Annotated in this window: 19 protein-coding genes; 12 read left to right on the top strand and 7 right to left on the bottom strand. The window is 60.0% G+C overall.

What is annotated here, in order from left to right:
* Positions 1–126: 126 nt before the first annotated feature.
* From AFK24_RS27375 to ptsP, 3 genes are read right to left on the bottom strand one after another with little or no spacing between them, the layout of a single operon-like run.
* Complete coding sequence (locus tag AFK24_RS27375) at positions 127–1,869, bottom strand: PTS fructose-like transporter subunit IIB (RefSeq protein ID WP_065836219.1); 1,743 nt, start codon at positions 1,867–1,869, stop codon at positions 127–129.
* Positions 1,870–1,882: 13 nt separating this feature from the next.
* Positions 1,883–2,824, bottom strand: coding sequence for a 1-phosphofructokinase (gene pfkB / locus AFK24_RS27370; RefSeq protein ID WP_065836218.1), 942 nt, complete (start codon positions 2,822–2,824; stop codon positions 1,883–1,885).
* Positions 2,824–5,691, bottom strand: coding sequence for a phosphoenolpyruvate--protein phosphotransferase (ptsP, locus tag AFK24_RS27365; protein ID WP_065836217.1), 2,868 nt, complete (start codon positions 5,689–5,691; stop codon positions 2,824–2,826). The genes pfkB and ptsP overlap by 1 nt, the downstream gene beginning before the upstream one ends.
* A 346-nt stretch (positions 5,692–6,037) precedes the next feature.
* Here ptsP and cra point away from each other — a divergent pair, with 346 nt between their 5' ends.
* Positions 6,038–7,033, top strand: a complete 996-nt coding sequence (gene cra / locus AFK24_RS27360; RefSeq protein ID WP_065836216.1) for a catabolite repressor/activator — start codon at positions 6,038–6,040, stop codon at positions 7,031–7,033.
* Positions 7,034–7,035: 2 nt separating this feature from the next.
* Entirely contained in the window at positions 7,036–7,824 is a 789-nt protein-coding gene (locus AFK24_RS27355) for a TatD family hydrolase (RefSeq protein WP_080482340.1), read from the top strand.
* Positions 7,825–7,953: 129 nt separating this feature from the next.
* Here AFK24_RS27355 and ampE read toward each other — a convergent pair whose 3' ends face one another.
* The 3 genes from ampE to AFK24_RS27340 all read right to left on the bottom strand — a co-directional run bounded on the left by ampE (position 7,954) and on the right by AFK24_RS27340 (position 11,764).
* Positions 7,954–8,790 carry a regulatory signaling modulator protein AmpE gene (gene ampE, locus AFK24_RS27350; RefSeq protein ID WP_065836214.1) on the bottom strand — a complete coding sequence of 279 codons (837 nt, stop codon included), beginning with the start codon at positions 8,788–8,790 and terminating at the stop codon, positions 7,954–7,956.
* A complete protein-coding gene (gene ampD, locus AFK24_RS27345) occupies positions 8,787–9,353 on the bottom strand; it encodes a 1,6-anhydro-N-acetylmuramyl-L-alanine amidase AmpD (RefSeq protein ID WP_065836213.1) in 567 nt (188 codons plus the stop codon). The genes ampE and ampD overlap by 4 nt, the downstream gene beginning before the upstream one ends.
* Before the next feature lie 164 nt (positions 9,354–9,517).
* Positions 9,518–11,764 carry a DUF1631 domain-containing protein gene (locus AFK24_RS27340; protein WP_065836212.1) on the bottom strand — a complete coding sequence of 749 codons (2,247 nt, stop codon included), beginning with the start codon at positions 11,762–11,764 and terminating at the stop codon, positions 9,518–9,520.
* Positions 11,765–12,110: 346 nt separating this feature from the next.
* Here AFK24_RS27340 and nadC point away from each other — a divergent pair, with 346 nt between their 5' ends.
* From nadC to AFK24_RS27300, 8 genes are all read left to right on the top strand, one after another.
* On the top strand, positions 12,111–12,959 hold the full coding sequence (gene nadC / locus AFK24_RS27335; protein ID WP_065836211.1) for a carboxylating nicotinate-nucleotide diphosphorylase: 849 nt from the start codon (positions 12,111–12,113) through the stop codon (positions 12,957–12,959).
* 514 nt (positions 12,960–13,473) lie between these two features.
* Positions 13,474–14,628 carry an outer membrane beta-barrel protein gene (locus AFK24_RS27330; protein ID WP_080482342.1) on the top strand — a complete coding sequence of 385 codons (1,155 nt, stop codon included), beginning with the start codon at positions 13,474–13,476 and terminating at the stop codon, positions 14,626–14,628.
* Between the two features lie 27 nt (positions 14,629–14,655).
* Entirely contained in the window at positions 14,656–15,183 is a 528-nt protein-coding gene (locus AFK24_RS27325; protein WP_065836210.1) for a polysaccharide biosynthesis/export family protein, read from the top strand.
* Between the two features lies 1 nt (position 15,184).
* Complete coding sequence (locus tag AFK24_RS27320) at positions 15,185–17,428, top strand: GumC family protein (RefSeq protein ID WP_065836209.1); 2,244 nt, start codon at positions 15,185–15,187, stop codon at positions 17,426–17,428.
* Between the two features lie 148 nt (positions 17,429–17,576).
* On the top strand, positions 17,577–18,962 hold the full coding sequence (locus AFK24_RS27315) for an undecaprenyl-phosphate glucose phosphotransferase (protein WP_065836223.1): 1,386 nt from the start codon (positions 17,577–17,579) through the stop codon (positions 18,960–18,962).
* Between the two features lie 13 nt (positions 18,963–18,975).
* Positions 18,976–20,355, top strand: a complete 1,380-nt coding sequence (locus tag AFK24_RS27310; protein ID WP_065836208.1) for a lipopolysaccharide biosynthesis protein — start codon at positions 18,976–18,978, stop codon at positions 20,353–20,355.
* Between the two features lie 7 nt (positions 20,356–20,362).
* Positions 20,363–21,310, top strand: a complete 948-nt coding sequence (locus AFK24_RS27305; protein WP_065836207.1) for a glycosyltransferase family 2 protein — start codon at positions 20,363–20,365, stop codon at positions 21,308–21,310.
* A gap of 625 nt (positions 21,311–21,935) precedes the next feature.
* Positions 21,936–23,222 (top strand): hypothetical protein, encoded by a 1,287-nt coding sequence (locus AFK24_RS27300; protein WP_065836206.1) that lies wholly within the window; start codon positions 21,936–21,938, stop codon positions 23,220–23,222.
* Here AFK24_RS27300 and AFK24_RS27295 read toward each other — a convergent pair.
* Positions 23,219–24,322 (bottom strand): glycoside hydrolase family 5 protein, encoded by a 1,104-nt coding sequence (locus tag AFK24_RS27295; RefSeq protein WP_080482339.1) that lies wholly within the window; start codon positions 24,320–24,322, stop codon positions 23,219–23,221. The two genes, AFK24_RS27300 and AFK24_RS27295, sit on opposite strands and share 4 nt — an antisense overlap.
* 101 nt (positions 24,323–24,423) lie before the next feature.
* Here AFK24_RS27295 and AFK24_RS27290 point away from each other — a divergent pair, with 101 nt between their 5' ends.
* Both AFK24_RS27290 and AFK24_RS27285 read left to right on the top strand, forming a co-directional pair.
* Positions 24,424–25,191: a WecB/TagA/CpsF family glycosyltransferase gene (locus AFK24_RS27290; RefSeq protein ID WP_065836204.1), complete on the top strand. Its 768-nt coding sequence runs from the start codon at positions 24,424–24,426 to the stop codon at positions 25,189–25,191.
* Positions 25,192–25,403: 212 nt separating this feature from the next.
* Positions 25,404–25,697 (top strand): hypothetical protein, encoded by a 294-nt coding sequence (locus AFK24_RS27285; protein WP_065836203.1) that lies wholly within the window; start codon positions 25,404–25,406, stop codon positions 25,695–25,697.
* Positions 25,698–25,713 lie beyond the last annotated feature (16 nt).

The raw sequence follows: 25,713 nt of genomic DNA, 5'->3' as shown, positions 1-25,713 counted from the left end.
GGTAGGACCGGACTTGTCCGGGAAGGCGGCGGGTGTGCCGAGGAAGATCTTCAGCGCTGTACCGACCTCTTCGGGGACAAGTCCCCTCCTACAGGGTTGTGTATGGCCTCGCATTGCATTCCCCGCTCACGCGCTAGCCGGCACAACCTCCATCTCCACCACTTCCGGGCGCTTGAGCAGCGAATACGCCACGCCCGTCAGCAGACTGCCCGCCACAATCGCCAGCAGATACAAGAGCGCATGGTTGATCGCATTGGGGATCAGCATCACGAACAAACCGCCGTGGGGCGCCATCAGTTTGCAGCCGAAATACATCGACAGCGCGCCGGTCAACGCACCACCGGCAATGCTCGCCGGAATCACCCGCAATGGATCTTTGGCTGCAAAGGGAATCGCGCCTTCGGAGATGAAACACAAGCCCAGCACAAACGCAGCCTTGCCCGCCTCGCGTTCACTTTGGGCGAACTTGCGACGTGCGATGAAACTGGCGATGCCCATGCCAATCGGCGGCACCATGCCCGCCGCCATGGCCGCAGCCATCGGCGCGTAGCTTTGCGATGCCAACAGGCCTACCGAAAACGCATAAGATGCCTTGTTGATCGGTCCGCCCAGATCGACGCACATCATGGCGCCGAGCACCACGCCGAGCAGAATCGCATTGGTGGTGCCCATGCTGTCGAGGAAGTGCGTGAGGCTTTCCAGCAGCCCAGCCACCGGCTTGCCGACCACGTAAATCATCACCAAGCCGGTAAACAGGCTCGACAGCAACGGGATGATCAGAATCGGTTTGAGCGCTTCGACGCTGGCCGGCAAACGCGCATAACGATTGACTGCCCAGGCGCTGTAACCGGCGATGAAACCGGCAGCGATACCACCTATGAAACCCGCACCCAGCGTGCTCGCCAGCAACCCGCCGATCATCCCCGGCGCGAGGCCAGGACGGTCGGCGATGGAGTAAGCGATGTATCCGGCCAGCAACGGCACCATCAACTTGAACGCCGCGTCGCCGCCAATCTGCATCAAGGCCGCCGCCAGGGTGCCTTGTTCCTTGAACGCGGTAATCCCAAACACGAACGACAGGGCAATCAACAAACCACCCGCTACCACCATCGGCAGCATGTACGAAACACCGGTCAGCAAATGCTTGTAGACGCCGGTTTTTTCCTGTTTGGCCGGAGCTTTGGTAGAACCGCCGGTGGATTCGACCTGTCCTTCGGCCAACGCCTTTTTCAGGGTCGCTTCGGCTTGCTTGAGGGCGATACCCGTGCCGCAGCGATAAATCCGCTTGCCGGCAAACCGCTCGGTATTGACCTCGATGTCGGCGGCCAGCAACACCACGTCGGCATCGGCAATCACCTGATCGCCAAGCGGATTGCGTGCGCCCACCGAGCCCTGGGTTTCGACCTGCAGCTCATAACCCAGACGCTTGGCCGCTTGTTGAATGGCTTCGGCGGCCATGAACGTATGGGCGACGCCGGTTGGACAGGCGGTTACCGCAACGATGCGCGGCACGCTGCTGGACACCGGCGCAGCGGCTGGCGAATTGACGTCGGCAGCAACATGAACCTCAGCCTGCTCGGACGCGCGACGCAGAAAGCCGTCGACATCCTGCAACGCGTGGGCCGGTGTGTCCTGAAATACACGCTTGCCAACGAAGCGATTGAGGTCGATGGCGCCGGTGTTGACCACCAGCACCCAATCGGCAGCGGCAATTTGCTCGGCAGACAAGTGTTGCTCGGGGTTGCGCGGGTCATGGACCTCGACGCTGGTGCTCCAACCCTGGCGCTGCGCGGCCGCATCCAGCAAACGGGCGCTGAGGACGCTGCTGACCTTGCCGTTCGGGCAGGCCGTCACAATGGCTAACTTCATCACAAATCCTCTCTTATTGTTCTGCCAGAGTGCGCACGTTGACGCCGCTTTCAAGCCGTTTGAGTTGCGCCGCATCGTTGATGCCAAAGCCGATCTGGGTCACGGCCATGGCCGCAATCGCGGTCGCGGTGCGCAAGGTTTGTTGCGGCGAGTGGCCGCTGAGCAGGCCGTGAACCATGCCCGCCAACAGCGAATCGCCCGCGCCGACAGTGCTGGCAACAGTGACTTTCGGTGGCAAGGATTGCAGCGCAGTACTGGAGCTGAACCAATGCACACCTTCTGATCCCTGGGAAATCACCACATGCTCGATGCCCTTGGCGCGCAGGCCGGCAGCGGCTTCGGCCTGCGCCGCGATGGAGATGATCGGTGCATCCAGCGCGTCGGCCAGTTCCTCAGTGTTGGGCTTGATCAACCACGGGCCAGCCGCAAGTCCGGCGCGCAACGCCAGGCCGCTGCTGTCCAGGGCGATTTTCAGGCCCAGATCCTTCAGACGCACCAGCAGTTTATGCAGCCATTCCGGGCTGACCCCGCGCGGCAGGCTGCCCGCGACCACTACCGCGTCGAAACCGGAAGCGATCTGCTCGACTCGCGCATACAACGCTTGCTGCGCCTCTTCGCTGACCATCGGGCCAGGGCCGTTCAGGTCGGTGATGCGTCCGCTGTGCTCGGCCAGCTTGATATTGCTGCGGGTTTCGCCGGGCACCCGGACAAATTCATCGACAAAACCACGACGCGCAAACAGCGCTTCGAAGGGCTGCTGATTATCAATGCCGAGAAATCCGGCAACGGTCAGTTGATGGCCCAGATCGGCCAGCACCTGCGCCACGTTCAAGCCCTTACCCGCCGCGTGGCTGAGCATGGCTTCACTGCGATTGACCTGCCCCAGCTGCAAAGGACCGAGCTGCACAGTCAGGTCCAGCGCCGGGTTCATGGTCAGGGTAAGAATTTTCGCCATTACAAAGCCTCCACGAGCGCGCGAACTTCGCTGGCGCTGCCTAAGGTCAGCGCGGTTTGCGCCAGTTGTTGCGCGGTGCTCAGGTTCAGTTCACGCACACAGGCTTTGACTTCGCCAATGCTGCGCGCCGAAACGCTCAACTCGTCGACCCCGAGCCCCACCAGCACCGGAACCGCCAACGGATCAGCCGCCAGCTCGCCGCAGATGCCGACCCATTTGCCATGGGCATGGGCCGCGCGCACGGTGATGTCGATCAGTTGCAGCACGGCCGGGTGCAGGCCGTCAGCCTGAGCCGACAGCGTTGGGTGCCCACGGTCGATGGCCAGGGTGTATTGCGTCAGGTCGTTGGTGCCGACACTGAAGAAATCCACTTCCTTGGCCAGAACCGGCGCCAGCAAAGCCGCCGATGGCACTTCGATCATGATGCCGATCTGCAAGTCAGCGACCGGGATTTCTTCCAGCAGGCGCAAGGTCATGTCCCGCGCCTGACGCCATTCTTCAACGGTGCCGACCATGGGAAACATGATGCGCAGCGGGCGGTTGTCGGCGGCGCGCAGCAAGGCGCGCAGCTGGCTTTCCATGACGTCCGGACGTTGCAGGGTCAAACGAATGCCGCGCACGCCGAGGAACGGGTTTTCTTCCTTGTCGATGGGCCAGTACGGCAGCGGCTTGTCACCGCCGACGTCCAGCGTGCGCACCACCAGCGGCCGACCTTGCAGATCGTCGAGCACGCGGCGATATTCGGCTTCCTGGGTCGCTTCATCCGGCGCCTGGGAATGGGCCATGAACAACAATTCGGTACGCAGCAGGCCGATGCCTTCCGCGCCTTGAGCCACAGCGGCTGGCGTCCCGGCGCTGTCGCCGATGTTGGCGAAGACTTCTACCGTATGACCATCGCGGGTCACCGCCGGGTCCATGCGCTTTTCGGCAGCGGCTTGCAGACGCTGCTCGCGAGTATCACGATCCTGAGCGGCGCGTTGCAGGGTTGCAGCATCCGGCGCAACGCTCAGGCGACCTTTCTGGCCGTCGAGCAACAACACCGTGCCCGGCTTGATCAGCAGCACAGAATCCCCCGCGCCGACTAATGCCGGAATGCCCAAGGCCCGGGCGACGATTGCGCTGTGCGCCGTGGCACCGCCGCGCGCAGTGAGAATCCCCGCAACTTGCACCGGGTCCAGACGCGCAACATCGGATGGCCCGACTTCATCCATTACCAGAATGTAGGGTTCGTCCGGCGCGACCAGGGTTTCGATGCCGCAAATTTGCGCCAGCACCCGACGCCCCACATCGCGCAGATCCGCCGCCCGCTCGGCCAACAACGCATCGTGCAACTGCTCCTGCTGACGCGCGGCGGCATCGATCACGCCGGCCCATGCCGCCGCCGCGCTTTCGCCCTGTTTCAGGCGCAAGGCGACTTCATTGCTCAACTCAGGATCGTCGAGCATTTCCTGATGGGTAATGAAAATCTCGCGGATGGCCTTGGCCTTGCTGCGCTGGATCAGGCCTTCGATATCCTGACGCACTTCGGCCAGAGCGCTCTGCAAGCGCTGCTGTTCGATGGCAACCGACTCGCCAAGCAGCGGGTAATCAAACTCTTGCAACACCTGGATATGCGCCGGACCGATGGCAATGCCCGGCGAAGCAGGCACGGCCTGCAACTGGCTACCGTCCAGCGGTGCGACGACTGCTTTGCTGATCACTGCTTCAAGAGAAGCTGGCGCGGGAGACGATGCCGATGGCAGCGGCTCGATTTCCTCGCCCAGCCCTTCCAGCACGGCAGCCAGCAGCGCGGGCAGGACGTCAGCGGCGATGCTCGGCTCGGCGATGAATTCCAGCACCTGACCACGTCGCGCACCGAGGCTGAGCAACTTGCTCAAGCTCTTCACCGAAACCGCGCTTTCACCGGTATCAACCACACGGACGCGAATCTCGCCTTCGAAATTTTTCGCCAACTGCGCAAGAATCTTCGCCGGGCGGGCGTGCAAACCGTGAGCGTTGGCCAGCGAGACTCGCTGGGTCGGCCATTCAGCCGGCAACTCGCCGCCCAGCGCTTCAAGCACCGCGCGACTGCTGGTGGCCTGGCCCAATTCATGGCCGCGACCTTCAATCAGCAGCGAACACAGGCGTTCGAGCAAGGCCTGGTGAGCTTCGCCAAGGCTGGCCAGACAGAACAGACCGTTCAGCGGCTGACCCAGATAACGAATTGGCTTGTCCGGCGTGACAAACGCCAGGCCCGGACGCTTGACAGTTTGCTCGCTGTGCAGCCACCACAAGCCATCGCCCAAAGGCAGCGCTTCGACTTGCTGCAGTACCGCAGCGAAGCCGTTGCTGACACATTCGGCCTTGCGCAACAGCCGGGCGCCACGCCAGACCAATTCTTCGAAATCGTCCGCTGAAACGCCCAGGCTGATCATCTGCGCATCCAGCGCCAGCTCTTGCGGCGCGCCTTGCAGCAGTTGCAGCAGCGCTTCGGGGGTTTGCGCCTGACGCAGGGCTTCGCCCAGGTCGGTTTCGCCCAGCGCGCGGGTCAGCAATTGCAATAAGCGCAGATGCTCGTCGGACTTGGCGGCGATACCAATGGCCAGGTACACAATGTGTCCTTCACCCCAATCCACCCCTTCGGGGAACTGCATCAGGCGCACGCCAGTGGCGAATACCTGATCGCGGGTTTCGGGAGTCCCGTGGGGAATCGCGATGCCCTGACCAAGAAAGGTCGAGCCTTGCAGTTCGCGGTTCTGCAAACCGGTCAGATAGCCGTCGGCAACCAGGCCATCGGCGACCAGCAGATCAGCAAGCAGTTGCAATGCGGCGGACTTATCCACAGCCGTCTGGGCCATGGAAATTTGCTCTACGGTAAGCTCGAGCATGCCTAACTCCTGTGCAGCGCGGTATAGCGCCTGGATTCTTGTTTTAAGAACGATCAGTAAAGGTTGATCGACAGCTTAGGTGATGAAAACGATAACCATCTGACAGCGTTTTGAGCGTAATGACAGCAACTCAAAAAAATTTGCTGAATCGTTTAATCTACATTGCCCGGCACGTTACTTGATTATCCGCGCCGGTTGAAGCCCACTCGGTCCGATGCTGTGTGCCGAAGGCAAAAAAATCTGAGCGTTTGGTTATTGCCAATGGTCTGCTGTCAAGATCGGCCGCAATGGGCGAAAATCCCACAATGCCGCCTTCAAGCGCTCAATAACAAAAGGAATTCCAGCGTTGAAACTCAGTGATATTGCGCGTCTGGCCGGGTGTTCCGTGACCACCGCCAGTTACGTGATCAACGGCAAGGCCGAACAGCAGCGCATCAGCAACGCCACCGTCGAGCGGGTACGCGCCGTGGTCGAAGAGCATGGTTTCCGGCCCAACCCGCAAGCCGCCGGGCTGCGCAGCCGCCACACGCGCACCTTGGGTTTTATCCTGCCGGACCTGGAAAATCCCAGTTTTGCGCGCATCGCCAAGTTCCTGGAGCAAGGCGCAAGGGCTCAGGGCTACCAGTTGCTGATCGCCAGCTCCGACGACGATCCCATCAGCGAGCTGCAATTGCTGCAATTGTTTCGCGCGCGTCGCTGCGACGCGCTGTTCGTCGCCAGTTGCCTGCCTGCCAGCGATGACAGTTACCGCGAGCTGCAAAGCAAAGGCTTGCCGATCATTGCCATCGACCGGGAAATGGACGCGGCGCACTTCTGTTCGGTGGTCAGCGACGACCATGACGCCAGCCTGCGCCTGACCCACAGCCTGCTCGCGACAAATCCTGCCCATATCGCCCTGATCGGTGCGCGCCCGGAGCTGATCATCAGCCGCGCCCGCGCCGACGGTTTCGAACACGCCCTGAACGGGTTCGCCGGGAAAGTCATGATCGAGCACGGCGAAGCGTTCAGTCGCCAGTGCGGCCAACGGCTGATGAATGAGGTGCTGGAACGACTGGGACATTTCCCGGATGCGCTGATCACCACGTCTTACGTGTTGTTGCAGGGGATTTTCGACGTCTTGCAGAGCCACGCGGTGAATCCGCAGCAGTTCCACCTGGGGACATTCGGTGACACGCAACTGCTGGATTTCCTGCCGTTGCCGGTCAACGCCATGGCGCAACAGCATCAGGTCATTGCCAGCATGGCACTGGAACTGGCCTTGGCCGCGATTGAAAAGGATCAGTACGAACCGGGGGTTCACGCCATCGTGCGCACCTTCAAGCAACGCATTCACGAGGGCTGATCGTGACGCTGATCGACACCCACACGCATCTGGATTTTTCGGACTTCGACGCAGATCGCGCGACCATCCTCGCCAACTGCCAGGGTTTGGGTGTCGAGCGTTTGGTGGTGCTGGGGGTTTATCAGCGTAACTGGCAACGAGTCTGGGAGTTGACCCTGAGCGATCCGGCCCTGCACGCGGCGTTCGGCCTGCACCCGGTATACATCGATGAGCATCGCCCAGAGCATCTGGTTGAACTGGGTGATTGGCTGTCTCGGCTGCAAGGCCATCCGCAGCTCTGCGCCGTGGGTGAAATCGGCCTGGATTACTACATTGAAACGCTGGATCGTCAGGTTCAGCAGCAATTGTTCGACGCCCAACTGCAACTCGCTGTGGACTTCAATCTGCCCGCGCTGATTCATGTGCGGCGCAGCCATGCTGACGTGATCGCGAGTCTGAAGCGCTTCAAGCTCAAGCGCTGCGGGATCATTCACGCCTTTGCCGGCAGTCGCGAAGAGGCACGGGAATACATCAAGCTGGGTTTCAAACTCGGCCTGGGCGGCGCCGCGACCTGGCCGCAAGCCTTGCGCATGCATCGGGTGATCGCCGAACTGCCACTGGACAGCGTGGTGCTTGAAACCGATTCACCCGACATGGCGCCGGCGATGTTCCCCGGCCAACGCAACAGCCCGGAACACCTGCCGCAGATTTGTGCAGCATTGGCCGAGCTGATGACTATTTCCGCCGAGCAACTGGCGGAGGCCAGCACGCGCAATGCGCGGGAGTTGTTTGGTTGGGTGGACCATTTGTAGGAGGGGACTTGTCCCCGAAGGCGACTGAAGCAGCAACGCACTATCCAGACATTACCGCCGCTTCAGCCAACGTCTTCGGGGACAAGTCCCCTCCTACCAGGTGGTCGGATGCGGGGTTATGTTTGCCCCTCAGACAAACAACGTCCACAGCGCAAAACCCGCATACCAGACGATCGCAGCGCGGATCAGCAATTCCCAGAGCACGTCCAGGCTGGTCACGCCTTCAGCGCCCATTACTGGCGCGGGGACTTCGCTGGCGACGCAGCCGATTTTCGCGATCAGCTGAGCCGCGCTGATGTTCCAGTTGAGCAGTTCGTGCAGCATCACCCGGCTGACGGCCACGAAGTTGCCAACCAGAGCGAAGCTGGCCGCCAACAGGCGCACCGGCACCCAGTCGAAGGCATGCCGCAGTTGCCCGGCAGCGTCACGCAAGGCTGGTGTCTTACCGTTTTCAGCGGCCAGGGCCAACAGGCGATAGGCCAGCGCAGCCACCGGACCGAGCAGGAAATACCAGAAAATCACCGCAAAGAAGCTTTGATAGGCCTGCCACAACAGATAACCCTGAACACCTTCGAGCAGCTGCTCGCTATTGTCGGCCTCAACCTGCATGTCACGTTCGGCCACAAGCACGGCGGCCTCTGCGTCACCGCGCCGACAGGCATCGCGAAACGGCCCGAGCGCCGCAATCAGATCGCCGCGACCCAGGCTGTAAATCAACACCAGCAGATGCACCGGCAAAGTCAGCCAGCCATTGAAGACTGAACCGAGCACCACCAGCATCAACGCCAACAGCACGACCGGCAGTAACACCAGCACGCTCAGGATCAGCCAGGGCCGCGAGGCGAAACGCGGGTTCGATTCAAACCGTGACAGCTCGCTCAACCATGGCCAGTCTCGCTGCACGCGCTGACGCAGGGCGGAAAACTTTTCTATCCAGACAGCCAGCAGCAACACCAGGAAACTCATTCTTTACTCCTCACTTCGTCCAGCAGGGCCGACTGCAAGCGCGACCAATCAAAAAACGGCCCCGGATCTGTCTTGCGGCCGGGTGCAATGTCGCTGTGCCCGCAGATTCGCTCGACGGTGATGTCCGGGAATGCGGCCTGCAACTGGCGGGTCAATTCAATCAATGCAGCGTACTGCGCGTCTGTGAACGGTTGATCATCGGTGCCTTCAAGCTCGATGCCGATGGAAAAATCGTTGCAGGTGTCCCGCCCTTGGAAGCTCGACACACCCGCATGCCAGGCCCGTTCCAGACAGGATACGAACTGAAAGACGTCGCCATCACGCTCAATCAGAAAATGCGCCGATACGCGCAAATCGGCAATGCCCGCGAAATAAGGGTGCTCGCTGACGTCCAGTTGATTCTGAAAAAAAGCCTGCACCTTGCCGGTCTTGAACTGGGCTGGGGGCAGGCTGATGTTGTGGATCACCAACAACGAGATTTCATTGGCCGGGCGCGCGTTGAAATTGGGCGATGGGCAGTGCTGCACGCCTTGGCACCAACCGCTTGCAGGGTCCAGATGCATGAGTGTTCCTTGAACGGACAAATCGATAGCCGCAAGTATGCCCGCAGTGGGGAATGGTGTGGGGGAGTAAATTGGCCGCGCTATCGCAGCCTGTAGGACCGGCTTTAGCCGGGAGGGCGTGCTCCCGGCTAAAAGCCGGTCCTACGGTTGTTAAGCGACGTCGGTCAGACGCCCTTGAGCTTGCGCAGGTTGCCGATCACTGATTCCAGAGCGCGGTCGAACAGCAGCGCGTCATCGAGCATGCGGATGGCGCCGCGACGGAATTCCACGGCCAGACCCATGCGGGTTTTTTCCAGGACTTTCATGCCGGTGCGGTTGACGAACACATAGCGACCGCTCGGCTCGACGATAGCCGCCAGTTTGCAGCGCAAGCGGTGCTCTTCATCTTCCTGAATCTCGACCCAGCAACCCAGCCGCAACTTGTCGACTTGCAGCAGGCCTGCGTCATCGTCCGGAAGGCGCAGAGCAGGTTCATTGAGAAATTGCTCGCCGGGCGCGATCAGCACGATTTCCTCAACCACTTCGATCATCGACGGGCCTGGCACGCCCTCGCCTTCCGTTTCCGGAAGACCGCCTTCGACGGCCTCGTCCTGCATCTTCGAGAAATGCTGAAACGCCTGCACATGCAGCACTTCGAGCTGGCTGAAGAATTCGCTGGTGGCGAAAGGATCGAACGCCGCGCTGGCCAGGCCTTCACGCAACGCCTTGAGCAAACCCGGCACCAGATCCAGCAAGCGCTGGCGGGCTTCGGGTTCTTCGTGCAGCTCGACGCTCCAGATCAGATCGTCCATGGCCGTCAGACCCGCTTCCCATTCAGCGGACTCGTCGCCGTGCTTGAGGCACATCAGCAGCAGCACTTTGCTCCAGGCTTCCTGCAGCAAGCGCACCACCACTTCCGGCAAAGTCTTGCCCATCAAACGGTGGTTGAGTTCCTGCTGCACACGCTGACGCGCCAGTTCGGCACGGGCGCGGCCTTCCTCGGCGTCACGGGTACGCTGTTCGAGCAGCTCACTGCGGCGGCGCTCATCGCTGGTAAACGCCAGGAAATCCACCAACAGCTCGGAGAAAATCGCCGGGTCGTCGACGAAATCATTGAGCAGGCGCTGCACGATCTGTTCAACCCGCACATACAGGGAATCGCGCTGGTAGTCGTCCCGTCCGCCCCAGCCCAGGGCTGCGGAGGCGATTTCATTGAGCAGCCGGCGCGCAGGATGACTGCCGCGACTGAAAAAGCTTTTGTCGATGACCGCGACTTTGAGCATCGGGATTTGCAGACGTCCGATCAACGCTCGCAGCGATGACGGCAGGTTACGGTCATCGAGGATGAATTCGAAGAGCATGGCGATCAGGTTGATCACGTCTTCGTCGCCGCCACCCACTACCCGAAACTTGCCGCTTTTCACGCTGACGCGGGTCAGCAATTGCTCAAGCTGATTGCGCAGATCGAAATCGTCATGGGCGTCCGGCGACGGCACGTATTGCTGCAAGTGCGACAGCAGGCGCAGCAGATCCTGACTGGAAATAGGACGGGCTTCGGCATTGGGTTCATGGCGCGGCGCGAGATTGCCGCGCACCTGCAACAGTAATTCCTGCAAGGCAGAAAAAACTTCCTGCACACCTTTGTCGAGCTTATCGGCAGCCTGGGCCAGATCAGGATCGGCCAGATCGCTGGTGCGGGCCTGGCGGGTCAGGCGATCTGACGCGCGACGAGCCGGCAAGGCTTTGAGTTCGGGCAGCACGCCAGTGGCAATCAACAGTTGATTGGCTTCGGCATATAAATGATCGGCATCGGCCAGTACGTATTTTTCGAAGAGTTTGAGAATGATCAGCTTGACCTTGATCTCGACGCCCAGGCTGCGACCGGCCTGCAGGAAGAAATCGCAGAGCATTGCCGGACCCATCGGGTTCGAATTGTCGCTCAAAGGCTGGGTGATCAGCTGGTTCAGACGCGTTGTCAGCTGCCCAAGGGCAACGCCATCGCGACTCAGAACCTTGGCCACCATGGCATCCACGGCGACGGTTTTTTCCAGGTCGTCATTGTGTACCAGGGCCAACTTGTCAAACGTCATTGCCCCTGGGATCACCGGCTCGGTGATCTGATACTGACCAAGGCGCAGGAACGCTTCGTAGAATTTGTCGAGAAACGCCCGCTCGATGCTTTTGCGCTTGAGGCGCAGGTCGCGCATGGCCTCAAAGAAGGTGTTCTGTTCGGTGTTGTTCTGCGCCCGATCCGCCATTTCGAAAAGCGTGTCGTCAGCGTTATCGAATAACGCCTGCAAGGCTTCCTTGAGCTGTTGCGCAGCCTTGTCCCTGACCTGCAGGAGCACGACGGGCAAACGGGCAAGCGGCGAATTCGCGGCCAGTTCAGGGGTCGCTTTGTTCAACGGCACAACTTTCTCGTCGTTTTGCATCAAGCCCCCTACCAGGAAACAGCCGCGACCTCTTCACAATCCGGGGCTCAAAGCACCGTTTTTGCGGGGCATTACGTATGCGCTAAAGAAACGTCAAAGTCATGACGTCAAATACAAGTCGGATTATCTTTCAAATCATGTCAGCGGCGCCAGCACTGGTTTTACCGTTTTGAACAATTGATAGATTGACCGGTACAGCCATAGACCGCAGAAAAGCCGTTCCATCGCAAACGTTCTAAAAAAACCGACCAACAGCACCCGTGGGTCGTTGAGCGGGGCCGCTCGGTAGGTGGGTCGCAGGGAAAACCTGCCTTATACTCGCGCCACTTTGTTAGTGGAGTCCGATATGCCGAATTTACAACTCGCCGCCCTGACCACCGAAATCGAGGCCAACGTGCGCCGGGCGCTGCTGGAAGACATCGGCAGTGGCGACATCACCGCCCAGCTGATTCCGGCTGAGCGTCTGGCCAAGGCCACGGTGATCTCCCGGGATGCGGCAGTCATCGCTGGTACGGCGTGGGTCGATGCCGTGTTCCGCCAGCTGGACCCGCGTGTCGCGGTGCATTGGCAGGTAGTCGACGGTGATCGGGTCAAACCGGACCAGGTGCTGTTTCATCTGGAAGGTCCGGCGCGCTCATTGCTGACGGGCGAACGCAGCGCGCTGAACTTCCTGCAGATGCTGTCGGGCGTGGCCACCAAAGCGCAGCATTACGCTGACATGGTCGCTGACACTCAAGTCCAGCTATTGGACACCCGCAAGACGCTGCCGGGCCTGCGATTGGCGCAGAAGTACGCGGTCACCTGCGGCGGCTGTCATAACCATCGCATCGGATTGTTCGATGCGTTCCTGATCAAGGAAAACCATATCGCCGCCAGCGGCGGTATTGCCCAAGCCATCAGCGCCGCGCACAAGATTGCGCCCGGCAAACCGGTGGAAATCGAAGTGGAAAGCCTCAGCGAATTGCGCCAGGCACTGGATGCCGGTGCGGACATTGTCATGCTCGATGAATTGAGCCTGGACGATATGCGCGAAGCGGTGACGATCAATGCCGGTCGCGCCAAACTCGAAGCCAGTGGCGGTATCAATGACCAGACATTGCGAGTGATCGCCGAAACCGGCGTGGATTACATCTCCATCGGCGCACTGACCAAGGATGTAAAAGCCGTGGATCTGTCGATGCGCTTGAGCCTTTAAATTCGTTGGAGCGAGCGGGCGGCGTTCCGACTTGCCCGCGAACCAGACACTGCGGTGGTTCAGTCCCACCGCGTTATCTGTCTTCGCGGGCAAGCCACGCGCCAACGCATACTCCGGGTTAAGGATAGTTAACACTGTAAAATCTCTATTCATAGAAAATGTCTACATAGTTGGAAACAGCAAGACAGCTCATTAAGTTTACTTACCCACCTACAACAAATCGACTTGCAGTTTCAATATTAAAAAGCCGCCAATACCGTTTGTCACTGCACGACTCTGAACGGTTGCGCTTGTCTTGAATTCCGAATATTTAATAAAAGCGAAGTTATTGTTATCGCCAAAAGTTTTAGGCCTTAGATCTATCCGAGTAAAGTGAAAACTCGTGCGGTAGCCTACCCGTTATTTGGCAACTCCAGACTCTCCCCCAGACAAGCTCGTCGTGGTGAACACTGCCGCGCAACCGGCGATCGCCTATGCGCAGGGCGTGCTCGTGCGGCGCAAACGGATCATGCAAATGAACAGGCAAAACTGGCTGGCCCTGCTTGTCCTTTCGCCCTTTCCGATGTCGGCCATGGCCGGTAAACCCCAGAGCATTGAAGTTGGTGGTTTCGAGTTCACGCCGACACTGAAGGTAGGTGAACGGTATGACGATAACTTTCGCACACTCCACAACGGCACCTTGTCATCGTGGATTACTTCGCTGCGCCCCACTTTCCTGCTGGAAGCGCAAACACGCAAAAGTGCTTATCAACTTGAATACGCCGTGGACAGCGAGACCTTTCACGATCACGCCGACGCCAGCCATGTGGACCAGCAAGTGGCACTTAGAAGCGTGCTGGAGTTCGATTCGCGCAACCGGTTGAAATGGGAACTGGGTTATAAGCGTGCCGAGGAAACAGCCGATACCGCCGACCCGCTGGAAAACGATAAGTACACCCTGAAGAACGCGTTGCTCGGTTACAGCTTCGGCACGCAGAGCGGCATGAACCAGATTGATGTTTCGGCCAAATATGAGGAATTGCGTTATCGCAACAGCGGCAATCTCAACGAAGACGAAGAACACGACACCCGCGCGTATGTCGCCACCTGGTATCACCGGCTTGGTGGACGCACCCGAGGATTGTTCGAATTGCGCCGCAGTGATTACGACTACGTAATGCCGGGCAGCCCGCGCAACAGCACCGGCAGCGCGGCACTGATCGGCTTCACCCGGGATGTCACGGCCAAGACCAGTGGCAGCCTGCGCGTCGGCTATGAACGCAAGGATTTCGACAGCGGCGCGGTCAGCGACCGCAGCAGCCCAACCTGGGAAGTCGGCCTGGCCTGGAAGCCGCGCACCTACTCCACCTTCGAGCTGAACATGCGCAAGGCCTTCGATGAAGGTGACGATGGCGCCAGCACGGTCCACACCACCAGCACCCGCTTGAGCTGGACCCACAAATGGTCGGGCTGGATTTCCTCGAAGCTCGACTACCGTCACGCCGAACGCGAATACCTGGGCCTGAGCCGCGACGACACGCTGGACGCCTATGGCGCGTCGCTGATCTACGCCGTCAACCGCTGGGCCGAAGTCAGCCTCGGTTATCGGCGCTGGCATAACGACTCCAACGTCATCGACGAGCGCTACACGCGCAATGTTTACCTGTTGAATTTCGATTTGAGTCTTTGAGCACCGGTGTACCTGGAGGGAAATACCATGTCTTTAGGTCAGTTCTGCCGTATTGCGCTTTTGCTCATCGTCAGCGGCCCGGTATTCGCTGCGCCCCAGTACAAACTCAACTCAGGCGACATTCTGCGGATCAATGTCTTTGGTGAAACGGACCTCAGCTTTGCGGAAATGCGGCTTAACGATGCCGGCACCTTTTCCTACCCCTTCATTGGCGAGGTCAACGCCAAAGGCAAAACGCCGGGTGAAGTCGAGGCCTTGCTCACGGACAAACTCAAGGACGGCTATCTGGTTGCGCCCCGCGTCTCGGTCAGCGTGCTGGCTTATCGGCCGTTCTATATCAGCGGCGAAGTGAAGTTGCCCGGCGGCTACCCATTCGAACCGGGCCTGACCCTGGATCGGGCGATTGCCCTGGCCGGCGGCCTGACCGAGCGCGCTTCGGACCGGCGTATCTACATCGTGCGCGGTGCCGATACGCGGCGCAGCAGCCAGAAGGCGAGCCTGAACACGCTGGTCGAACCCGGCGACACCATCACCATCGAACAGGGGTTTTTCTGACATGGACGAGGTGACTTTAAGCAGCCACGTGAACAGCCCTGTGAGCAACTTCGGGCTGCCGCAGCGCTACGCACCCATCGCCGACGACCGCGACTTCATCGACTCGCGCAAGCTCGGCCTGATCCTCTGGACTCACAAATGGCGCATCGCCGCACTGGCGGCAGCCGCGACCCTGGCCATCATGCTGATCCTGCAAAACATCACGCCGGTATATCGCGCCACGGCATCGTTGGTCATCGAGCCCAAGGGCGCAACGTTGATCACTTTCCAGCAGCCGACCTACGATTCGCCAAATGCCGCCGTGGATTATCTGCAAACCCAGATCACGCTGATCCAGAGTCGAGCAGTGGCCGAGCGTGTGGTCCGCCAGTTGAATCTGACCGAACATCCCGAGTTCGATCCACGCCAGCGCCTGCATCCGCTACGAGAAGCGCGCGCAGAGATTGCCAGGCTTTACCCGAGCGCGTTTCCCGCCAGCTGGCTTGCCAGTCACAGCATGACCCCGACCGAAGTGTTCGACGCCACGGTCCGGGAATTGATGGAACGCACCAGCGTCGGCGCCCAGGGCAAAAGTCAGCTGGTCAATATCAGCGTGAGCCTGGCCGATCGGGAAACCGCTGCGCTGGCGGCCAACGCGCTGGCTCACGGTTATCTGGACAGCCGGCTCGACGCGCAAATGAACGAATCATTGAACGCATCGAAATGGATGAACAACCGGATGGTCGAGTTGCGCACGCAACTGCAGGAGTCGGAAAACAAACTGCAACGCTACCGCGACGCCGAAGGCTTGGTGGACGTGGACGGCGTGGTCACGCTCAGCGCCAACGAGCTGTCGAAAACCAGTGACCGCATGATCGATGCGCGCCGCCAGCGTGCCGAAGCGCAAAGCCAATACGCGCAGGTGAAGGCGATGCTCGGCTCGAAAAGCCTGGCCAACCTGTCGAGCGTGCCAGCGGTGATCGGCAATCCGGTGATCCAGCAATTCCAGGCCAACGAGGCGCAGGCCAGGGCCAAGGTCGACGAACTGTCGCGTCGTTACGGGGACCGCCATCCGAAAATGATCGCCGCGCGCTCGGACCTCGCGGCCGCTCAGGCCAGTCTGCGCGGCCAGGTCGATCAGGTAGTGGCGGGCCTTGAGCGCAATTACCAGCTGGCGCGCGCCAATGAAGAGTCCCTGCGTTCATCGGTGGATACCAGCCGCGCGCAGATTCAGGACATCTCCCGCAAGGAATTCAAACTGCGTGAGCTGCAACGGGACGTGGACAGTAATCGCACCTTGTACGACACCTTCGTGACTCGTTTGCGCGAGACCACGGCGACCGCTGATATCGGCGTCAGCAATGCGCGCATCGTTGACCCCGCGATCGTGCCCAGCGAACCCAGCGCACCGAAGAAATCCCTGATCGCGTCGATCACTGCGCTGCTGGCGCTGGTGCTCGGCTGCGTGTTTTTCCTGCTGCGCGACACGCTGCACAATGGCTTCAAATCCGGCGACGACATTGCCAGGAGACTCAACCTGCCAGTGCTTGGACTGGTGCCACTGCTGCAGAAGAAAAGTCGCAGCAGCATTTCCCGGCAGTTCGAACGCAACGACGACGCAGGCTTTACCGAAGCCATCCGCACCTTGCGCACCGGGATCATGCTCGGCGATACCCAGAAGCGGCGCAGCCTGCTGGTCATCACGTCGACCTTACCCGGCGAAGGCAAGAGCGCCATTGCGGTCAATCTGGCGTTTGCGTTGGGCCAGCTGGAACGGGTGCTGTTGATCGAAGCCGACCTGCGCCGCCCCAACCTGGCGCGCAGTCTCGGCATGAACGCCGCGCAGCCCGGCCTCGCCAGCCTGATTACCGGCCGAGCGAAAATAGACGCGTGCATCCACCGCGTCGGCCAGGTGGACATTCTCACTGCGGGCGACGTGCCGCCCAACCCGCTTGAACTGCTGGCCTCGGCGAACTTCGGACGCTTCATCGAATGGGCTCGGCAGCATTACGACCGGATCATTCTCGACTCGCCGGCCAGTGATGCTGTCAGCGATGCAGCGGTGCTGTGCGCCATGGCCGACGCGGCGATCTACGTGATCAAGTCCGACAGCACGCCCGCTCCGCTGGTTCATCAGTGCATCGACCAACTTCTGCAAAACGGCGCTCCGCTGACCGGCGTGGTGCTCAATCAAATTACCCCGTTGAAAGGACGCCAGGGATACAGCCAGCATTACCGTTATCTGCCTCGTGAAACCACCCAGTAAGGCGTAATTACGCGCGATGGGCCGCTGTCGTCTTGACGCGGCTGCGCACGTTATCGCCTGCACATTCTGGCCGCTGCATGCGCTGTATGACTCGCCGATGCCGAGGGCGAGCAACTGCGCGATGCCACCCATCGGGGAGATATTCACCATGCTTGCTCAACGCCTACATCCGTCGGTCAATCGACGCGGCCTGACGTTCTGGGCGCAATGGGTCTGCGCCATGGGCCTGACTGCGCTCGTGACCTGCACCATTGTCTATCAGGAAACCGGCGCGATTCCCTACGCCTACCGGGTGCTGATGATCGTTGGCGTGCTCGGTTCGGTGCCGATCTATAGCGCGCTGCATGTCTATCACAAGCGCTTCGGCTACCTGATGGGTTTGCTGCGCGTACTCGGCGGCTGGCTGCTGCTGGTCGCCGCGCTGGCAGTGCTGTCGCAGGTTTGCCTCGAACATGGCGATCTGGATAGCGGCTTGCTGTTCGAGGTCGCAGTCGCGGGTTATATCGCGCAATGCGCGACGTACCTGCCCTTGCGGTATCTGGTCAGCCTGCACTCGCGCTGGCTGCGCAAGGAGCGTGTCTCGGTAATCATCGGCACGTGCCCCATGGCCTACACCCTGGCGGAACAACTGAGGCAGCGGGTTCCGGTGCTCGGCCTGGTGGCGACCGAATCCGGCGTTTCCTCGTTAGGCGGCCAGCCTCCGGTTCTTGGCGAACTGTCGCAGCTGCGCGATCTGGTCATCGGCGATCACGTGCGGCGGGTGTATATCGCCCTGGCGCTGAACATGATCACGCAGATCGAAGCCATTTACCTGAGCCTGCTGGACCTCAATGTGGATGTGGTCTGGGTGCCGGATTTCGGCAGCATGCTGCTGCTCAATCAATCGGTTTCCCAGATCGAGCAGCTCCCGGCGATCTACCTCAACGAAACGCCGCGCAGCTCCCATCCAGCCGCCACCCTGGGCAAGGAAATGTTCGACCGCAGCCTGGCGCTGCTCGCCTTGCTGGTGCTGCTGCCGGTGATGTCGGTCATTGCCCTGGCGGTGAAGCTCTCGTCACGAGGCCCGGTGTTTTTCCGCCAGCCCCGGCATGGCTGCAACGGCGAGGTCATCCAGGTGTGGAAATTTCGCTCGATGTATGTGCATCAGGACAACCACGTGCGACAGGCGACCCGCGACGATCCACGGGTCACGCCGGTGGGCGCCTTCCTGCGCCGCACCTCGTTGGACGAACTGCCCCAACTGATCAATGTGCTGCGTGGCGAAATGGCCCTGGTCGGCCCGCGCCCGCACGCGATTGCTCATAACCAGTATTACGGCGCGCGAATCCTCGCTTACACCGCACGCCACCGCATCAAGCCGGGTATCACCGGCCTGGCGCAGGTCAGCGGCTTTCGCGGCGAAACCGAAACCCTGGAAAAGATGCAAGAGCGTCTGGAAAAGGACCTGGACTACATTAATCACTGGTCGCTTTGGCTGGATATCAAAATCCTGCTCAAGACGCCGTTCACGCTGTTCTCGCGCAACATCTATTGAGATGGAGACGGACATGGCTGATCAGGAATCAGGCGCCGTATTGCCAGGCCGAGTCAGCGGCTGGCGCGGGCGATGGCAGCAGGCGGCCCGCGCGCGCCTGTTGCGCAACATCGCTACGGCGGTGTCCGGCAGCGCCGGGGCGCAGGCGATCAACCTGGCGCTGATTCCAGTGATCATGCGCATCTACGGGCCGGAAGCGTTCGGCGTGGTCGGCACGTTCCAGAGCCTGACCATCATCCTCATTCCCGCTTGTGCGCTGACTTGGCCCATGGCGATTGTCCTGCCCAAAAGCGACGCCGACGCCCGAGGCCTGATCAGACTTTCGCTGTGGGTGGCGCTGAGCATCGCGAGCTTGTCCGCGCTGCTCCTGTATTTTCAGGGGCCAGAGATGGCCAGCGCGTTGGGCATCGACATTCTGACGCCTTACCTGATGCTGCTGCCCGTCGTGATGTTCAGCGCCGCCGTACTGGAAATCACCCAGCAATGGTTGTACCGAACCCAGCGCTTCAGCCTTACCGCGCGCGGCGCAACCTTGCACGCGCTGGTCTATAACGCGACGCGCAGCCTGGCCGGACTCGTGCAAGCCTCGGCCCCGGTACTGGTGGTGACCAGTGCGCTGTATTACGTGATCCACAGCGCATTGCTGTTGCTGGGCATGACCTTCAAACCCGCCGCAAACAACCTCGCCCCGACCAACCCGACAACCTCCGTCAGCCTGACGAAACTGGCTGCGCAGTATCGGGACTTCCCGCTATTTCGCGCGCCCCAGGTGCTGATCAATGCCCTTTCCGTGCACATGCCGACGCTGGTTCTGGCGGCGTCCTTTGGCGCAGTCTCGGCGGGATTCTTCGCCCTGTGCCTGCAAGTGCTGAGCATGCCGAGCAACTTTATCGGCAAGGCGGTCGGCAGCGTCTATTACCCGCGCATCACCCAGGCGATTCACGCCGACGAACCGGTTACCGGGCTGTTGGTGCGCGGCGTGGCCGGTATGGCATTGGTGGGGATCCTGCCGTTCGCCACACTGGCGCTGGCCGGACCCTGGCTGTTCGGGCTGGTGTTCGGCGCGCAGTGGGCGGCCGCTGGAGAATATGCCCGCTGGCTGGCTTTGGCGGAGTTCGCCGGTTTCATCGCGGGCCCCTGCGCGGTGGCAATTCCGGCGTTGGCCCTGCAAAAACGCTTTCTGTTCTTCGAGATTGTCAGCACCACATTGCGGGTCGTGGCGATCTTGGCTGGCGCGCTGGTGTTCAAGAATGCCCTGGCGGTGGTGATGGCCTTCGCGGCGGCCAACACCGCAATCAACCTGAGCCTGATCGTCGTGGTTCTGTTTGAGGCCCGGCGCTGGCATCAACGCCAGCACAGCCCGGCTCGCGATCTCTCGTCTGCGCAGGAGTAATCCGAACATGACCACGGCTAACGTATGCGCGCTGATCCTCAACTGGAACGGTGCTGAACAGACCATCAAATGCGTGAGATCGGTGGACGCTTACTGCGCGATTCCCCTCGTGGTGGTCGACAATCATTCCGAAGCAGCGGATTACCAGCGCCTGACCGACTATTTCAGCACGCGGACCGATGGCGATACCTGGACCGGCACGCAAGAGCAGATCCGCGAACATTCACACAAACACCGCACTTGCCTGATCAGAAATGCCGGCAATTACGGCTATGCCGGCGGCAACAACGTGGGCATCGATTACTTGTACCGCGCCGGCTACGACTATATCTGGCTGCTGAATAACGACATCACCGTTGAAGCGGACTCATTGCAGGCGCTGCTGTCGACCCAAAACAGCGACCCCAATTGCGGGTTTTGCGCGTCGATTCTGGTCTATGCCGACCATCCGGAGATCGTCCAGTGTGTCGGCGGTGGGCAGCTTTATCCATGGCTGGGCAAGGCCAGGTTGATCGGTAAGAACCTTGGCCGCGACGAGCTGGGTCATCACCTTGCCAAACTGCCGAAACCTGATTACCTGATGGGCGCCTCGCTGCTGATCAAGCGCGAAGTCATCCAGCGCGTCGGCTTGATGGATGAACGCTATTTCATGTACTCCGAAGAAGTGGACTGGCAACGCCGCGCCGCCAGCCTGGGCTTTACCTGTCAGGTGGCGACAGGCAGCTTCGCCCGCCACGGCGACAGCGCCAGCACCCAGAACCGCAGCCATATGTTTCATTACTATCGAAACCGCGCCGCCATCATGTACAACAAAAAATTCCACTCAATGCCCTGCTACCTGTTTTCGGCCCTGGCTCTGACGGCAATCACCGCCCTGCAAAACCGCCACAACCTGAAAAACATCCGCTACGGAATCAAGGGCATTACTGAAGGCCTGGCTTTCTCGTGGCGCTGAGCAGTGCGTTGGAGCGACGCTTGCCCGCGATGAGGCCGGTACATCCAACGGATTTTCTGGGTTGGTAACGCCGCTCTCCCGGATGAATCCGGTCCTACGGGATTGCAGATTTCCTGTAGGAGGGAATTCATTCCCGAAAAGATATTCCAGCCGACGCATCTATCGCCTGATTTGACGCCGTCGCGGGCAAGCCTCGCTCCCACGGATCTCGTTCCAATTCGAATGGGTTGGCGTGATTAAAAAAGGATTTCGCAAAACAATTAACACCACGCTATCGCCACGAACACCCGCCCCGTTGGAGCGAGGCTTGCCCGCGATTCGGTATTCCAGTCGACATTTCCGTCACCTGACCTGACGCCTTCGCGGGCAAGTCGGAACGCCGCCCGCTCGCTCCGACGAATCCCAATCCGATTCGAATGGTCTGGCGTGATTAAAAAAGGATTTCGCAAAACAATTAACACCACGCTATCGCCACGAACACCCGCCCCGTTGGAGCGAGGCTTGCCCGCGATTCGGTATTCCAGTCGACATTTCCGTCACCTGACCTGACGCCTTCGCGGGCAAGTCGGAACGCCGCCCGCTCGCGCCAACGAAATCAAGTGGTGCTTGATAGGAGAAACAGCCGATGATCCGCAAACTCTTTGCCTATCGCGCCTTGCTGTTCTTGCTGCTGTTCATGAACTCGGCGTGCCTGTTCCTGACCGACGATAAAAAGGCCGGCATCCCGTATCTGCGCGAATTGTTTATCCTCGCCATCGTGCTCGGCGCTCTGGTTTTGTTGCTGACCTGGAGCCGCGCCCAGCAGTCGCGCGCAGGCCTGTGGATTGTTTTTTTTGGCCTGGTCCTGCCGCTGCTGTCGGCGCTGCTGGCGGCACTGAACTTCGGCCAGCCTTTTGGCTTTGGATTGCTCGAAGAGCGCCGCAGCTTTCTTTATTTGCTGTTCTTCCCGATGCTTTTTTTACTGATAAAAGCGCACCCCACCCAGGAACAACTGGAGAGATTCATGCTCTGCTGCGCCGTGGCCTGCGTGGTGGTGGGTTATCTGTATTACTGGGGCCTGTTGCCGGAAAACAACGACGTCAGTTTTACCGTCGATGAAAAGGATTACGGGATCAACCCGTTGCGGCCCAATCGCTTCAGCATTGGCGCACCGTATGTCAGCGCCTGCGCCTTCATGCTGATGTATCGCCTGCAACGGTCCATGTCCTGGCTCGCCGTCGCGTTGTTGCTGTTATTCGCTTCGTATCTTTGGCTGGTGATTCAGACGCGCAACACCATGCTGATCTGGGCGCTGGCGGGGGTCTGGATTTTTCGCAGCCGGGTCGGCTTGCTGGTCAAACTCGGCATCCTGGCCAGCGCAGTGCTGCTGGCGGCTTTTTTTCTGGCACCGGATTTTTTCGCCGCGCAACTGGGCAGGTTCGATGCGCTGTTGTTCGAGGCGCGGGAACCGGGCGTGCGCAATATCACGACCCAGATCGTGGTCGAGGAAGTCGCGCGCAACAGTTTGATCGGCATGGGTGCGCTGTCCCTGCAGTGGCAAGGAGGTTTCTCGCGGTTGTACAACGGCTACTTCTATCTGTCGGATGTGGGTTTGCTCGGGGTTTATTACCGATTTGGTTTCCTGACTCCGGCTATCGCGCTGATCTACTACCTGGGCTTCTTTCGATTCATGGCCTATTGCCGGAAAAAAGGCGATCTGCTCAACGCCTTGCAGCTGACATTCTGGTTCAACGGGATCAATTTTTTCTTCTCCAACACCATCATGTACGGCGGGGAAATCACTGGGCTGTCCATCGCCGCTTTCGTTTATTACGCCCGGACGCAAGAGTCGCCGGCAGCGGCAACGCCGAGGAAAAACTGGCTGCCTGAAGATGCCCTGCGAAGCCGGACCGTTGAGCTGGCAAAAACCTAACGCCGGGTCACCGTGCAGTGCGGCGCCACCAAATATTTCGCCAGCACCGGCCATTGCGGACGATCACGACCGTTTACCGGTTCAATGGACAGCGAGTAATCGCCCCACGCCGAACCGGCCGACCAGTACGCCAGCGGCACGCATTTTTCTTGCAGATAGGCCAGCAAACGATCCATGGCCTGCGCCCAGCGCGGGTCGTCCGCCGGGAATCCGGCTTCGCCAATCTGGCCACGCTTGCCGTTTTTCTCCAGCCACTCGACAAACGGCCGGACGCGCTTCACGGCAATGTCAGGATCGAAACGCTGCCCGAGGACTTTCTGATAGCGGCCGCTGGCGTCTTCATCGAAATACAGATGGGCGGAATAAATCAGATTGTTGGACGGGTCTTTCAGGTCCAGTAACGCATCGTTGTGCTGTGGCCAGCGTGTCGCACTGGACCAGGAGCGCCCTTCGATGATGATCGGGCGGTGCCAGTCATTGGCGCGTATGGCGAAAATCCCCGCCTGCGCCGCCTTGGGCCAATACTCGTCGGCCTCGTCATGGGGTTCGTTCATGATGTCGTAGGCGTACAGCGCCCGATAATCCCGCCAGCGCGCCGACACCCGATGCAGCAGATCCCGATAAGCCTTGATCGGCACGTTCTTGCTGCCCAGCACTTCATTTTCATAACGCCCGAAGTTATGCACATCAAGCGTGACCTTGATCCCGCGCCGTTCGGCCTGGATCAGCATCTTGTCGATCAGCGACGCATAGGTTTCATCCAGTTCGCCCCCCAGCTTGCGCTGCAAACGCTCCCAGCGCATGGGGAAGCGAATCGCGCGGATGCCTCTGGCTTGCCATTTATCGAAGTAATTCTCGTCCGGAAAAAAATAATGCGTGCCGTTTTCCCCCGGCCAGACGCCCTCGGAAAACTCCGCACCCGAGACGTTGATCAAGACCATCGGCGCTTGCCTGGCGGCTTTTTGCGCATTGGCCCCGAAGGACAGCACCAACAGCACGACGACGAGCAGCACTTTACCCGTCCAGTCGATGCCGCCGGGCGTTGTCATCGGTGGCCTTTCAAGCGTCGCCACCACGGCTGAGTCCAGTGAATCGAGCATGTGAGCTGACCCCCTTGTTTTGGTGCATCCAAGCAGATGCGTCAGGCAAGTCCCTTCGGAACATCGCGTGAGCTACGGCGATCAAGCGCAAGGATCACCTTATGAAAGTATTCGGCATCGATTTCTATAATCGGAAACGAAAGGATCTCGTCCGCGAACTGACCGTGCTCAGCAGCAGGTCGTTTCGCTACGTCGTGACGCCAAACGTCGACCACGTGGTGATGCTGGAACACGACAAGGATTTGCGCAGGGCTTACAGCTACGCTGCGTATCGGCTATGCGACAGCCGCGTGCTGTTCCCGCTGTTGAATCGGCTGCACGCCGACATCGCCGAAGCGATTCCCGGCAGCACGCTGACTCGGGACATGATCCAGATTGCGCAGGAGCGCGGCTGGACGGTGACCGTCATCGGCTGTGAGCAGGAAGTCATTGCCACGTTGCAGCAGATGAATCCCTCGATCACCTTCCGCCATTACAACCCGCCGATGGGTTTCATCGACGATGCCCGGGAAATCGAACGCACCATTGCCTTCATCAATGAACATCCGGCGCGGATGGTGGTGTTTTCAGTGGGCTCGCCGCGCCAGGAAATACTCGCGATGCGGGTGTTCGAAGGTCGCGAGGCTGTAGGGATTGGCCTGTGCGTCGGCGCATCACTGCTGTTTCTCTCAGGAAAAGTCAGGCGAGCACCGGAATGGATGCAACGCCTGTCACTTGAATGGCTGCACCGTTTCATTCATGAGCCACGGCGTCTGGGCAAGCGTTACGTCAGGGATGCCTACCGGATCGTTCCCGTCATCATCAAAGAGATCAGGAGCGACACAGAGAAACCTTCGAACTCAGACAACGACCCGCGAGGCCTGTCATAGAGCGCTGGCGCGCTGACTGCGTGAAAAGACCTGAAGCCAGTGTAGCCACAGATGATTTTTTTGCAGGCCATGTAAGGCCCTGCTGACAAGTGGCTCTCGCTTCGGGGAGAGAGAAGCGGACATCGACGACGAGCGGTGCTGTACTTACATGAATTTGTACTAAGTTGTACCGGAGACGTGCGGATGTATTACGCCATACTGGGGTCGCGGCAATGAACGACAACCTGGATGAATCGCTGAAAACCCAACGACGACTTGAACTCCATATGGCATTGGAGGAGTTGGGGCAACCCGACGAAGTGTCGACCCGCATCTTCCGCATCGGCATCTTTTGCGGACGGTTGCTGGAGCTTCAGCGTACCGGCGTATTCACCTTCGCCGAATACCAGGAATGGGCAAGCAATGCCTGTAGAGCGTTGGCCAATGGAGAATCGGCCGACCTGTCATTGCAGCTGGCCGAATGCATCTGGCTACCCGCCAACGAGACGTCATCCCCCAACAACTAAACAGACCTGGTCTTAC

It is taken from the genome of Pseudomonas syringae (genome assembly GCF_001698815.1).
In the GTDB taxonomy this organism is placed as follows: domain Bacteria; phylum Pseudomonadota; class Gammaproteobacteria; order Pseudomonadales; family Pseudomonadaceae; genus Aquipseudomonas; species Aquipseudomonas syringae_A.
The sequence above is the reverse complement of the archived record's forward strand: the minus strand, read 5'-3'. Positions and strand labels throughout refer to the sequence as shown.